The organism is Streptomyces cyanogenus (genome assembly GCF_017526105.1).
Lineage (GTDB): Bacteria > Actinomycetota > Actinomycetes > Streptomycetales > Streptomycetaceae > Streptomyces > Streptomyces cyanogenus.
On the sequence record NZ_CP071839.1, the window covers coordinates 8,520,763 to 8,533,603 of the forward strand.

General features: G+C 67.6%; 10 protein-coding genes and 1 pseudogene. 8 read left to right on the plus strand and 3 right to left on the minus strand.

Annotated features, from left to right (window positions below):
* Positions 1 to 89: 89 nt before the first annotated feature.
* Together S1361_RS37620 and S1361_RS37625 are read left to right on the plus strand one after the other, a co-directional pair.
* Positions 90 to 452, plus strand: coding sequence for a CU044_2847 family protein (locus S1361_RS37620; RefSeq protein ID WP_208036279.1), 363 nt, complete (start codon positions 90 to 92; stop codon positions 450 to 452).
* The gene (locus tag S1361_RS37625; protein WP_279577645.1) at positions 437 to 4,120 is read left to right on the plus strand and encodes a trypsin-like peptidase domain-containing protein; all 3,684 of its coding nucleotides are present in this window, start codon (positions 437 to 439) and stop codon (positions 4,118 to 4,120) included. Before S1361_RS37620 ends, S1361_RS37625 begins: the two co-directional genes overlap by 16 nt.
* Positions 4,121 to 4,806: 686 nt before the next feature.
* Here S1361_RS37625 and S1361_RS37630 read toward each other — a convergent pair.
* Both S1361_RS37630 and S1361_RS37635 read right to left on the minus strand, forming a co-directional pair.
* Positions 4,807 to 5,535: an SDR family oxidoreductase gene (locus tag S1361_RS37630; protein WP_208036281.1), complete on the minus strand. Its 729-nt coding sequence runs from the start codon at positions 5,533 to 5,535 to the stop codon at positions 4,807 to 4,809.
* A 239-nt stretch (positions 5,536 to 5,774) separates the two neighbouring features.
* Positions 5,775 to 6,539, minus strand: coding sequence for a hypothetical protein (locus S1361_RS37635; RefSeq protein WP_208036282.1), 765 nt, complete (start codon positions 6,537 to 6,539; stop codon positions 5,775 to 5,777).
* 536 nt (positions 6,540 to 7,075) lie between these two features.
* On the opposite strand from S1361_RS37635, the gene S1361_RS37640 reads away from it, so the two are divergent.
* The 5 genes and pseudogenes from S1361_RS37640 to S1361_RS39695 all read left to right on the plus strand — a co-directional run.
* The gene (locus tag S1361_RS37640) at positions 7,076 to 7,513 is read left to right on the plus strand and encodes a hypothetical protein (RefSeq protein ID WP_208036283.1); all 438 of its coding nucleotides are present in this window, start codon (positions 7,076 to 7,078) and stop codon (positions 7,511 to 7,513) included.
* A complete protein-coding gene (locus tag S1361_RS37645) occupies positions 7,510 to 8,250 on the plus strand; it encodes a hypothetical protein (RefSeq protein WP_208036284.1) in 741 nt (246 codons plus the stop codon). Before S1361_RS37640 ends, S1361_RS37645 begins: the two co-directional genes overlap by 4 nt.
* Before the next feature lie 9 nt (positions 8,251 to 8,259).
* On the plus strand, positions 8,260 to 9,171 hold the full coding sequence (locus S1361_RS37650; RefSeq protein ID WP_243769454.1) for a transporter substrate-binding domain-containing protein: 912 nt from the start codon (positions 8,260 to 8,262) through the stop codon (positions 9,169 to 9,171).
* 470 nt (positions 9,172 to 9,641) lie between these two features.
* Positions 9,642 to 10,175, plus strand: a complete 534-nt coding sequence (locus S1361_RS37655; protein WP_208036285.1) for an HXXEE domain-containing protein — start codon at positions 9,642 to 9,644, stop codon at positions 10,173 to 10,175.
* Positions 10,176 to 10,262: 87 nt separating this feature from the next.
* A pseudogene (locus S1361_RS39695) lies at positions 10,263 to 10,457 on the plus strand (RidA family protein); the annotation flags it as partial.
* Positions 10,458 to 10,579: 122 nt separating this feature from the next.
* Here the strand turns inward: S1361_RS39695 and S1361_RS37660 are convergent.
* Entirely contained in the window at positions 10,580 to 11,533 is a 954-nt protein-coding gene (locus S1361_RS37660; protein WP_208036286.1) for an alpha/beta fold hydrolase, read from the minus strand.
* A 460-nt stretch (positions 11,534 to 11,993) separates the two neighbouring features.
* Between S1361_RS37660 and S1361_RS37665 the strand changes: the two genes are divergently transcribed.
* Complete coding sequence (locus S1361_RS37665; RefSeq protein ID WP_243769455.1) at positions 11,994 to 12,518, plus strand: hypothetical protein; 525 nt, start codon at positions 11,994 to 11,996, stop codon at positions 12,516 to 12,518.
* The last annotated feature ends 323 nt before the right edge of the window (positions 12,519 to 12,841 follow it).

A 12,841-nucleotide genomic window follows, 5' to 3' on the forward strand; every position in this document is an offset into this window, starting at 1 on the left:
GTTCCCTCTTCCCACTCGATTGCCGTGATGATTCTATTACGGTGAGTGCGCAATCGTGATTCTCGGGGTTCCGTACGGAGGGGGAATCAGTGACGGAGTTCGCGGGGCAGGAGACGCCGACAGTCAGCGCCGTAGATCGTGCCCGGTTGGTGCCCTTGGACGTGGAGGGGCAGACAGTTTATCTGGCCGTGCAGGCGCTGGAGCCGACAGCGTTTGGGCCCGGTGTCGAGTCGGAGGTTGCTTCACGTCGGCCCACGCTGGAGCAGGCCCTGGACGGGTTGATGGGCCTGGCTCGCGCCATGGGCACGCGACTTCAGGAGAGCACTGCTTCAAAAGTGGCCGTGCAGTTCGGGTGCGAATTCGCCCTGGAGTCCGGCACCTTCGTCGCGGTAGTGGGCAAGGCCTCAGCCAGGTCCACCTTCACAGTGGGGCTGGAGTGGGAGAAGCCGTAAGCCGTCGAGCCGGCTGCCGGGAGCTGCTGAGAGAAGCGACCGTACGCCTGGAGAGTCCGGCAACGACCACCGGCAGAGGCCCGCTGCAGGGCACCGGCTTCTTCATCACACCGGACACTGTGGCCACCTGCGCCCATGTCATCGCCGCTGCAGGCAGCCCATTGCCGCACCGTGTACACGGTCGCATCGTGGTGCGGCAGTGTGAACTCACCTTTGCGGTCTCGCCGGACGCGTACTTCCGCGATGAGAGCGGGTTGGACCTGGCGCTGCTGAAGGTGGTGCAGGACGATGCCGATGCTGAACCACCAATCCCGGTAGTACCTGTGCTCATGTCCGATGTGGCGGAACTCGGCGATGCCTTGTGGACATACGGCCATCCCGAGGGAACGTTCGGTTCTGGTGAGCCTGCTCGCTTCGTCTATGAGGGCGAGGCGCTCCGTAGTCCGGAGGGTCTCCTGGAACTGCCGCGAGCAGTGGGGACCGAGGTGGTCGACGGCTTCAGCGGCAGCGCAGTGATCAATCTCAAGACCGGCGCGGTCATGGGAATGGTGGCGACCTCGAACCGCAGGGGCAGCGCCCACCTGCTGTCGGTAACTCAGATCCTCGCCCGCTGCCCGGAAGCCCGCCGTATGGATGAGTCGGCAGTCATAGCCCACTTGCCCTGGCTGAAGACGCTGTCCGACAGCCAGTTGCTGGCTGGTGGCCGGCAGTTCGCCGGTCCCCAGCTCCGCAAGTACCTGAAGGAGGCCAAGCAGGCGGCGCGGCACGACACCTACGAGGCCAAGCAGGCGGCGCGGCACGACACCTACTGGGAAGGCGTGAATGACGCGCCGTTCCTCTCTGCCGTGTACGCGCCCCAACGCGTACACGAGCGCGAAGTCCCACGTGCGACCCCAAAGGTGGACAGGCCCGAGGTTGCGGACGGGCGGCTGCCGGCGGAAACGGTGCTGGACCTCGATGGCGATACAGTGTTGATCGGCGGGCCAGGGACGGGTAAGTCCAGTCTGCTTCGAACCGGCATGATCTCGCTTGCCGACCGATGGCTGCGGCGCGAGGAAGCCTCGCTGGTCCCCGTCCGGTTGAACGCCGCAGCCCTGGCCACTGACGAGCCGTGGGCCCAGGCCATAGCAAGAGGTGCCAACACCGTCCTCGGCGGCGGTACCCAAATGGGCTTGTCGCCGGACTTCTTCGACCTTGCACCGGCGGCGCGAGCCCGCTGGCTCCTTCTCGTTGATGGTCTTGACGAGGTCGTGAGCTACGAAGCCCGGGCAAGGGTCTTCGAGACGATCACCGCGATCCACAGGCAGAGCGACGTCTACCAGATCGTCCTCACTACGCGCTTTCTGCCGGAGGAGGGGATACCCACGCCAGCGGGGTGGACGGTTCGGCTCTTCGAACTGTTGCCGTTGGAGGCGCACGAAATCGAGGCATTCGCCGTCCGTTGGTTCACGGCCGCACGGCTCCCGGACCCACAGGACGCCGCCGCCCGCTTCGGCACGCAGCTCGGCCGCGCCGGGCTGGAGGAGCTGGCGCGGGTACCTCTGATGGCTGGACTGCTTTGCCGCCTCTTCACAGCGCGCCCAGACGAAGCGATGCCGAGGAGCCGCTACGACATCTACGAGAGCTTCATCGTCGGCCTGCGGACACGCCAGTTCAGGAGCGACTCCTCGGGGATCGTCGAGCAAATGCGGCTCGCCGCCGAGCGCTACGGCACCACTGTCGCCAAGGCGGCTGAGATGCTGCCGAACCATGTTTTCGATCTTCTCGGCAGGCTTGCACTGGCTCGCCGCGACGGCGATACGACAAGCGCCTTCGAGCAGCTGACCGAATGGGGACGTCCACTGTGTCCGGATGAACTGAAGCATCAGTGGCCCGCGCTGCTGCGCGACATCCTGCGACGCAGCGGGGTACTGGTCCCTGTCGGCCAGGACTTCACCTTCCTGCACCAGACGATCGCCGATTTCCTCGCTGCTCGGCAGATCAGCTGTGACGAGGACCGGAGCGACACGGAGTTCGTGGAACTCTTCGGCCAAGGCCAGTCCCGCCCCGGACGGATCGGCAGACTGGCCGCCGAGGAGAACTCATTCGCCCGCTTTCTTGTCGCTTCCTGGATCGACCGGGGCCGTGCCGGGGTCAAGGAGAATCTGAACGAGTGCGCCGGGCAGCTCTCCGGGGCCGGCTTCATCGCGGACCTCGTGGTCGATCGAGTCAGGATCGGCCCCACGCTTCAGCGGACGGCCATCGATGCCCTCCTCCGCACCTGGGACGCCGCCGCTACTCCTCATGGCGTCCTGAACCCGCACCTTCGGGTCCGTGTGGCGGTGACGTTGGACAGGCTGGGGCACTCGGCGGCTGCAGACATGCTCGCGGCGCTCGTGGCCGACTCTCGGAAATTCGGGTACGTGGGCGGGTTGGAACGCAGGGAAGCCGCACGGGAGCTCGTCGGCCTCGACGGTTCGCGTGGGGCGGACCTCCTGGCGTCGTTCCTGAGAGACGACGACGCCTTCCCGTACGGGGCGGACCGTGTCGACCTCGCGATCATCCTGACCGAAGCACATCACCCGGGCAGTGCCGATCTGCTGGCGGAACTGGCCGCGGCGGATGACTCAGGGACGCAGAAACTGAAGGCCGCCTCGACGTTGACGGAGTTCGGCGACGAGCGCGGACGCGCCCTTCTGGCAGCACTCTCCCGGGATGCCAGGGGCGACGCCGGGTTTCATGTCCACGCTGCCAAGAAACTGGCCACAGCGGGCGACCCTCGCGGTCCCCTCCGTCTGTCCGAAGTGGCCTTGGGCCACTCAGCCACTGGCCGGGCACGCTTCTTCGCCGCCCTCTGCCTCGTGCACCTCGGGGATCCTGTTGGACGGGACGCGTTACGCGCCTTGGCCGCCGGCGAAGCCCTGAAGACGTATGCGCGCCCTTCGCCCGCGGTGCGGTGGCACATCAGTTACTCGCTGGGCGCGGACGGAAGACTGTACATCCACACGCAGGAGACCTCGCAGGACGGCCTGCGTCGCACCAGCTACTCGTCGAGTGCGGACGCAGGACTGTACATCCACACGCAGATGACCTCGCAAGAGAACCAGGAACCCCTCGACGTCGGCGGGTTCATCGAAAGCCTCATGGAACGGGACAGGCTGCGTATGGACGCCGCCGAGGCTCTGGCCAGGATGGGAGACCCGCGCGGCGCGGACGCACTGGCGGGCATGGCGACCCAAGAGGGCTTCCACGCTAATCTCCAAGCGGGCACAAGGCTGGTTCGTCTGGGAGATCCACGCGGCTTCGAAGCCATCCAACAGCAGACCCGCGCCGGAGGCGAGGGCCCGTTTGCCTTCCTGTCGCGCCTACATGCCGCCATGGAACTCACCCGGCTGGGTGATCCGCGCGGTGGGGACACCCTGGCCCGTCTCCTCCAGGACTGGGACGCTGTGGCTGGCGAAAGCGCGCTGGTGCCCGACTTCGCACGAGTTGCAGCTGCGGAGGTGCTCGCACGGCACGGCGACGCACGCGGTGCCGACGTGCTCGCAGCCATCGCGGCCTCCCGGGCCACGCACGAGGACTCCCGTATCGAGGCGGCCGCTTTGCTCGTAGAGCTCAAGGACCCACGAGGCGCGCGCCTGCATCGCAAGCTCGGACGCGCGCGCAACAGGCGGCGACGCCAGTACTGAAACCGGTCCACAGCACAGCAGGATGGTCTTGCTACAACTAATCGGCCCTCGCACCCAGTGACTGATCGCGGCGGCACCTGGAGACACTTCAGAACCGCTGACCCACCGCGTAGTGCCCTTTCGCCTGCTGTCTTCAACGGCGCATGGAGAGACCACCTTGCGCCGGGGAAGGGGGCATGACGCCGAGGGCGGCGAGGAGCTCTCATCCGGTCGAGAAGTCGGCGAATTCGATGTCGCCGAAGGCGGATGCGCAGAGCGTGGGCGCGGCCCCGTTCGCGAAAGTAGGCGTGTGCCAGCGCGTCGTGTCGGGATCACCGTCTGCTGCTCGCGCGCGCCGGCATGTCGAGCTGCGGACAGCTCCCGGGCGACCTCTCCAGGCGTGTACCGGGCGATCCATCGCATTCGTGGATCGTCCGAGGACCTGCAGGAGCTGAGGACTGGAAGACGAAGCCTTCTGCGTCGGCCTGGGCACGCTGAAGGGCCGGTATCCGGGGCTGTCACCGAGCCGGCACCGCTTCCTCGATGCTCCGGACTCCTTCGCCACCCACCGCTGCACAGTGCGCTGCGACACCCAAGGACGGCGGCTACCCTCCGGGTGGAACCTTGGTGCGCCGACAGGAACGCAGGCGGGCCCTCGCAAGGCAAGGACCGCCGGGCTGGGACAGGACAAGCAGTGGGTGGGGGTGTCAGGACAACCAGTCGGTGTAACGGGTGGGGGCGAGGTGGGCGTCCGTGTCGGTGAGGACGTCGCCCTTGACGACGGCGAACATGCCGGCGGTGGGGTCGGTCACGACGGTACGGTGGTCGCCCTTGTGGGCCAGGGTGATCCGGCCTACCTCGTCCAGGGTGAAGACCTCGGGGCCGGCGATGTTGCGGATGCCGTTCAGCGGGGCTCCGGCGGCGACCTCCGCCACCGCGGCGGCCACGTCCCTGGAGGCGATCGGCTGGATCGGGGTGGCGGGCAGCCGGACGGTGTCGGCGTCAGCGGTCCACGACAGGACCGCGTCCATGAAGTCCATGAACTGCGTCGCCCGGACGATCGAGTAGGGGATCGGTCCGGCCGCGAGGATCTTCTCCTGGAGCGCCTTGGCCCGGTAGTAGTCCAGCTCCGGCACCCGGTCCACGCCGACGATCGAGAGAATGACGAAGTGGCCGACGCCGCCCTTGTGGGCCGCGGCCAGAAGGTTGTCCATCGAGGTCTGGAAGAAGCCCAGGGAGGCCTCGTCGAAGGTCGGGGAGTTCGTCAGGTTGACGACGACGTCCGCTCCCGACGTCGCCTCCTCCAGTCCCTGACCGCTGATGATGTCGACTCCGGTGGACTTCGAGTGAGGCACCGCCTCGTGCCCGGCCGCGGTCAGGTTCCTCACGACCTGCGACCCGATCAGCCCGGTACCGCCGATTACCGCGATCTTCATGACATACCTTTCATAGTCATTACATATGCAATATGGCATATAAACTGTTATGTGTATGCGGCATGAAACGGGCCGTTTTGGCAAACCCAGAGGGCCAGCGTCGGAGGCCGTCGACGAACGTGACCGTCTCGTCGAGCGGCGCTCGGCGTATGCGGGCGTCACCCGCTGTGACATCTTCGAACCCGATCGACACACCGCAGAAGAGTTGAGCTACCGCCGCCTGCTGTGGAAGCGCGGAATCAAACCCATGTGCGCTGCTGCGGTCGTCGACCGCAGCAGCAACCTGTGGCGAACAGTCCCGTCTTGTATGTGGCCTGCGCCCAGAGGGAACCTTGGAACCCTGCGTAGGTCAGTTGGCGCTCGGGTCGTGTCCTGCTGCCGCTGGTGGACCAGGAGCCGGGGCGGCAGACTGACCGGCACTGAATTGTGAGGATCCATCGGTTCCCCACAAGACCCAGTACCGCACCGAACAGCCCTGCCGCGGCGGTGATCAGCTGCTGGCCGGTGGAGGCGGAGAGTGCGGTCACGACGGTCAGCCAGGCAGCCACAACAGCGACAATGACGAGAGCCAACGCCACCGCGGGCACGAACCAGTTCCCAACGTGCGCGCTCGCCAAGGGCCGGGCGGCGCAGGTCGGCCGACCGTTGGCGAGGAGGCTGAGACAGGCTGCACGCCAGGTCGCCACCGGGAAGAGCCACCAAGGAGCACGAGCCGCGGAACTGTCACTGCCCAAGGCGAACAGCACGGTGACACCGCCGACCGCAGTAGAAGCCACCGCCATCCCAATCGCGGTGGCGGCTATAGCCACGTAGGTGGTCACGAACTGAAGACTGACCGAGTAGCGGTAGCGGATCCAGACGTGCAGCACGGCCTTCCGGATGCCGCGGAGTTCCTCGTCATCGAGATCGGGGAGCGCCGCGGTATACCGACGGGTCCGTGACGCGATTTCCCGCAGCCACACTGCTTCGCGGTGAAGAAGCTCAGCGCCGTCCATGTTCCGCATGCCGTCCAGCCTTCCCAATCCCCCCTGTTCTCGAGCCTGTTGAAGCGGAAGTCCCCTCCTCGGTGGGCACGTGGCTCGTGCTCGACACCGGTGACGCCCAGGTCCATCTCGGCAGCGCGGCAGAGGCATACACGCCGACACGGCTGCTGCACGCCGGCGGCGGCCCGGACGTCGGCGCGGCGGCAGCGGTCCTGCTGCCGGAGTTCCTCGACGATGCCCGGTCCGCGACGTCCACAGGCTCTCGACCGCCGCGGTTGCCGGGCGGCCTGTCACCTTCGCCGCCGCGGCCTACTGCGCCAAACGCATGACACATGACGTTATTTACTGAAAGGATCGAGCCGTCGCGGGCTCCGCTTCAGGGGCTCCGTGGACTTCATGAGCGTGCGACACACATCCTCGCGGACTCGCGCCCCCGGCCAACCGATCGCATACCTCGGGACACGGTTCACCTTGCAGATGTGACGTCGAGTGGCTGTTCATGAACGCATGGTCAGGTGGTGTCCGGCCGGACTCCGACGGAGAAACTGGAGGAACACATGTCCGATTTGTTGGCGACCGCGGCTGTGATCGCGCCCTTCGTCAGCGCGGCCGCGGCATCTATGGGCGATGCCCTGGTCGATTCCGCACGGACCAGGCTCGCGGACGGCGCGGTCGAGCGGGGGCGGCAGCTGCTGGACAGGGCATTGCACCGAGGCGCCGACGAGCAGCCCACCGAGCAGGACAGCGACGCCGTCCGGGCGATCGAGGCCCTCTCCCCGGACGAACGCGAAGTCCTGGAACGGGTGATCGGCCGGTGGCTGAGCGACGGTGACGATCTGAGCGCCCGTTCCCTGGAGAGGCGGATCATCGAGGCACGCCCCGCAGGCAACCAGTCCCATGTCGCAACCTACGGGAACAACTCGCCGGCGTTCCACAAGGCGGAGCAGGTCACCTTCAACTACACCACGTCGGACAAGGACAGCGTCGGAAAGTGAGCGGCAACCCGGCGGGACCGCACAGCGCTCATACCAGCGGGAACTACTCGCCGGCGTTCGGCTTCGTCGGCAAGCTCTTCCTCAGCGTCATCGTCGGTGACGTCGTCGCGTTCGCCGACAGGGCGAAGCACTGGGGCGGCTGGAACTGGCCGCCATTCCTGCTCGTCGTCCTGCTCGGCAGCTACGCCCTGATCAGCGCTCCCAACGGTCCGCCGCACCAGTTCGTCTACGTGTATCTCGCGATCGCCGGTTCGCTCGTTCTGGCACTGGCACGGCTGGCCCACCCCAAGAGCGACATGCTGGCCCGGCACTGGCGCGCACTCATCTCGGCCGCGGCCGTGATGCTCGCGGTCGCCGGCACCGTCGGCATGGATTATCTCTCCGATCACGGTGAGATAGACGTCTCCGGGCGCACCAGTCTCACACCGCGCGGTGAGGTCACGAGGGGCTCCGAACTGAGTCTCGTCGTCGCGGGCCCCACCGACCGTGCCCACCTGCGGCTGCAACTGACGATCTCCGACGCCAAAGAGGACGAGGGGTTCTGCAAACCTGAGAGCCGCTACGCGGCTCAGATCCGTGACCGTGGCAGCACCCGGGTCGAGGAGGTGCGCAGCGGCCGGACGGTCGACTTCCCGCTCGGCGGTCTCCAAGGCCAGATCGAAGTGCAGATCACCCTGTGGACCGAAGAGGGGTGCCAGATGAATGTGTCCGTCGCCGAAGCCGTTCTGCACGACTGAGAGGATCCCGTGCCCGCCACGTCCCTGAAGACACGCTCGTCCGTCCGGCTGCCCGGCCGGATCGGCGGGTCGGCCGCCGTCCTGGCCCTGCTGCTGAGCCTCGCCTCGTGCTCCTCCGAGGAACCCGAACCGGAGTTCCTCGGCAGGCCGCGCATCACGGTCGCCACACACAACGACCTGCCAGGCATGTCGTACTCCGAGAACTACGACCGCTCCGGACTGGACTTCCTCGTCTTCCAGCACGTCAAGGAGGAACTCGACCCCGTCCCCTTCACCGAACCCGTGGATGTCGCCTCGGGTGGCAGGGTCACCCAACTCCGCAAGGAAAAGGCCGACATGGTCATCGCCTCGTTCTCCATCACGGCGGAGAGGATGAAGCTGATCGACTTCGTGGGGCCCTATCTCAAGACCAGGCAGGGGTTTCTCGTCGGTCCTGACAGCGCCGACGTGCAACGGCTCTCCGATCTCAGAGGCACGAGAATCTGCACTTGGGAAGGCACCACCTCGAAGGAAGCGCTGAACGACATCAAGAACACCGCCCACGCCGAACCGGTCGTCCTCACCGACGCCTCGGATTGCATCAAGCAACTCCTCGACCACGAGGTGCAGGCGGTCTCCACCGATCAGACGATCCTCTACGGCTTCGCCCAGCATTACGAGGACGACAGGCTGCGCGTCGTCCCCGACGTGACCATCGGGGTACCGCAGGACTACGGGATCGGCCTGCCGAAGGGATACCGGAAGGACTGCCGAAAGCTCAAGGACTGGCTGAAGGAGTATGTCGGTACCAGCACCTGGACCAGGGACGTGGAGACGTCCCTGCCCGCTCTCACCGCAGCGGACACGGGCTGGATCAGCAAGCACAAGCCGAGCGACGCGGAGATCGAGGCCCGCTCGTGCCGCGACAGCATCAGCCCCTGAGCGGCCGGTAGTGATGGCGTCCTCCCCACCTGCTGGCGCACTGCACAGGCCGGCTCACCGGCCCGGCGGCGGGGGACCGTTCGAAGTGTGTCCCGTCACGAGCTGGCCTCAGGACTTCTTTCTGGGGTTCCGCTGTTCCCGCTGCAGACGCCTCCTCCTGGGCTTTGGAGGAGATACGCAGGCCGCCTGCCACAGTCTGCCGGGTGGTTGGGGGCGGGCGGCCTGTTCAGCGGCGGTGGCAACGACCAGGGCCTTCGCCCTCTGCGCAGGTAGGCGCGGAAGGTCCGGCCGAGTAGCCCTTGTCGGCCACCATCCGCTGCTGCCGAGTGCGGAGGCGTCCCGGGCCGGGGGACCGTGGTGATGAATGTGCAGCCGGACGCGCTCCTCGTCGTGGTCGAGGGCCCGGACGACGACAGCCGCGCCTGACCCGCCTGCGTCTCGATCAACTCAGCCTGCCAGACTGCGGGTTCATGAAGAGAGAAGCAGTGGTGGACGCGTCAGTCACCTTCGGGCTGCTGGCCGCCTGGGCCGTACACGACACCGAGGAACTGGTTACAGTGCCCCGATGGGTGCGCACGCGGCTCCCCGAGCTGCGCGAGAGGTTCCCCCGGTTGCCGGAGACCCTGTGGCGCCAGGTGGGGTCGGTGGACGCCCGCGAGTTCACGACGGCCGTCGCCGCTATGGCCGTCGTCGTCGCGGCGGCCGCGGCGGACGGGCACCGCACCGGCGGCCGCTCCACCGTCTACCAGACCGCGCTCGACGCCTTCGGACTGCACGGAGTGGTCCATCTGGCGCAGGCAGCCGTGCTCCGCAGCTACACACCCGGCTCGGTGACCAGCCCGCTAGTGGTCATCCCCTTCACCCTCTGGGCCCGCACCCGCCTCCGCCGCGCCGGCGTACTGCGCCCCACCCGCGCCCGCGACATGGCCCTGGCACTGACCTTCGCCGCAGCCGCGGCCACAGGCACCCACGCCCTGGCCCGCAGCCTCCAGCGAACCCACTGACCCAGTCGGCCGCGCTACCCCGACGCCGGATTCACGCTCCGCCGGGTGCGTCCTCGCAGGCTGGCTGCCTCGAAGCCCTGCTGATTCCGTCCGCAACACGTGGTGCGGTCAGTGATCTCCGTGCGGAGCGACGGGAGGAACATTCTCGGAGCCGCATGGCGTCGGCTCACCGAGTCTGCCCCGGGGCCGGCGTTCACCACCGCCAGCACGCTCTTGGGCGTTGCCCAGCCGGGCTTTCCAGGACAGCTCGTCGAGGTGGATCTCACCGTGGCGCTGCCTGACTGGCTTCGAACGGCGTATCCAACTGGGTGGCCCGGCTGGGCATTCGCCGGACGCTGGGGCGGCAAGGGAAGCGTCCGCGCAAGCCTCACGCTTACTGGACGAGTTGTACGCGTGTCTGACCGTCAGGTCGGTCGAGCAGCCTTGTGCAGGGAGACGACGGCCTGCACCAGGGCGTGCGGGGCCTCCCAGTTCAACATGTGTCCGGCGTCCGGCACGGTGACCAGCCGTGCGCCGGGTATTCCGGTGGCCAGGCGCCTGGCGTGGCTGGGGGGTGTGCTGCGATCGGCCGAGCCGACCATGACGACGGTGGGGACCGTGATCTCGGTCAGCCGAGGGTAGCGGTCCTCGCGGGCGAACGCCCGCACGACCGGCACGAGGGAGCGGTGGTCCTGGTGGAGGAAGACCTCGAGGAAGACCGCGATCATCGCTGGAGAGGGGTGTGTTCCGCACTGAGCGGCTCCGAAGAGGATTCCGCCCGTGCGGGTCCGTGCCAGCCGCTGGAGGATGCCCGTCTCCAGCAGCGGGATCTGCAGCCGGTTGTGCGGCGCTCCGTCATAGATACGGCCCGCCCAGGTCGCGAACAGCACCAGACCGCGCAGCCGCCGGGCGACGCCGGGATGGTCGAGCACGGCACGAAGCGCGAGGAATCCGCCCATGGAATGCCCGACGAGCACCCCGTCGCGTACGTCGAAGTGTTCGAGGACCGCCAGGTAGTCCTGCGCCATGGGTCCGGAGCCGATGCCGTCCGCGCCGCACGTCGACCGTCCATGGCCACGCTGATCGAAGACGATGACACGGTGACCGCTCGCCACCAGGGTGGCCTGCACCAGATTCCATTCCAGGAGAGAGACACCGTATCCGTGGGCCAGCACCACCGGTGGCCCGTCACCCGCGACGAGGGTGCGCAGCACCGTCCCGTCGGGGCGGGAGAGCAGCACTTCCTCGCCCTCGGGCTCGCGGCGGAGCCGTTCGTAAGGGACTGGATCCGGCCGACGTTCGATCCGGCCGGCCGCTGCCCGCGCCGCGATGGCTGCGGCGGCCGCCGCAGCGGCCCCCCAGACCAGCCGCATCTTCATCAGACCCCCTGAGTCTGCCCCTGTGTCGTGTCAGGCCGGGTCGAAGCGCGCTGACGGCGCCCATTGTGTATCTCACCAGGACCGCGGCGCGCCGAGGATGTAGCGGATTGGCTCAGAAGCTCCGTTCCAAGAGAGCTGCGCGGTCAGGTAGTTGCTGGTGAGGTATGAACTCCGTCTCGATGGGAGAGACGGGCCCTTGTGCTTCCTCGGTCTGCCGGGCAGATCACGGAGGTACTGCGCACGAGCCCTCACAAGATGCCGCTCGTAGGCATCGGTCCGAGTCAGCAGTTGAAGAAAGAAACGAGACGTGCATATCCGAATCGCTTGTCGCTCAGCGCTCGTCGCCGTTCTGCTCTCCTTCGCGGCTGTTCCGGCGTCCGCGGCCGGCGAAGGGGCACGGGCCGACCGCTCCTGTGGCGATCTGCGGCTGACGGGCTCACTGCCCGCACCGCCCGTGGGTATGGCCGTACAGCAGGAGGTCTCGATCGGCGTGGACTGCAGGCCACGGCTCGGCAAGGTGCGGCTGACGCCGCTCGGCCGGGCCGGTGGAACCGCGGCAGGGGCCGGGACCAAAGACGCCGAGAGCGGCCGGCATCGGCTCTCCAGCTGGAACGAGATGTACGACTGCTGCCATATCCGCATGACCGCCCTGTACTTGACGTCGCACTGGGCCACCGAGGGCGGTCGCGTCGTGAGCGCGGGCGCCGGCGCCACCCAGCAGTGGAACCGTGAGCCGTGGGACGCGGGTTGGTCGCGGAAGTCGGCCACCGAGGGCGTCGACTGCGCCACCGGCTGCCCCGCCTCCCGCAGTGAGGCACACGCGGACTTCACCTACCGCGGAATCTTCGACGCGACCGGGAACTGGTACGCCAACACCCACCACTCGTACGTCGACCTCCAGGCCGACGGCACCGCCTTCTGCCGCTTCGAGGTGAACCTGCGTCACACCTTCATCGGCTGGAACTGGCGGCGCGGCTGCGGCTGACCGGCCCCGACGACGGCCGGAGCGCGCCGTACCGCGCAGCAATCGTCAACCGGGCTTTCGTCCTTCTTCCTGGCTCCCGTAGGACAGGGGTCGCTGCCGGCGGCACGCGCAACCCGGACAGCGTGCCGCAGGGTGGGCGTCATCGCGGAGGTGAGGCTCGCCGGGGTGAGCACACGTTCGGCGGCGGCCGCGGCCCGGCCGGCTCCGCTGTGCGCAGGCCGGGGGCGGGGCCCGCACGCAGCAGGGAGGGCTCGCCGCTGACCGACGGACCAAGAACCACGGTGAACCGGCTGGAACAGGCCGGCCGGAACAGGCTCTCGGTG

Excerpts from the sequence above, each read along its gene's own strand:
- S1361_RS37665 (WP_243769455.1), top strand. The coding sequence starts at position 11,994 with ATGGCCGTACAGCAGGAGGTCTCGATCGGCGTGGACTGCAGGCCACGG.
- S1361_RS37660 (WP_208036286.1), bottom strand. The coding sequence starts at position 11,533 with ATGAAGATGCGGCTGGTCTGGGGGGCCGCTGCGGCGGCCGCCGCAGCC.
- S1361_RS37640 (WP_208036283.1), top strand. The coding sequence starts at position 7,076 with ATGTCCGATTTGTTGGCGACCGCGGCTGTGATCGCGCCCTTCGTCAGC.
- S1361_RS37635 (WP_208036282.1), bottom strand. The coding sequence starts at position 6,539 with ATGCGGAACATGGACGGCGCTGAGCTTCTTCACCGCGAAGCAGTGTGG.
- S1361_RS37655 (WP_208036285.1), top strand. The coding sequence starts at position 9,642 with ATGAAGAGAGAAGCAGTGGTGGACGCGTCAGTCACCTTCGGGCTGCTG.
- S1361_RS37630 (WP_208036281.1), bottom strand. The coding sequence starts at position 5,535 with ATGAAGATCGCGGTAATCGGCGGTACCGGGCTGATCGGGTCGCAGGTC.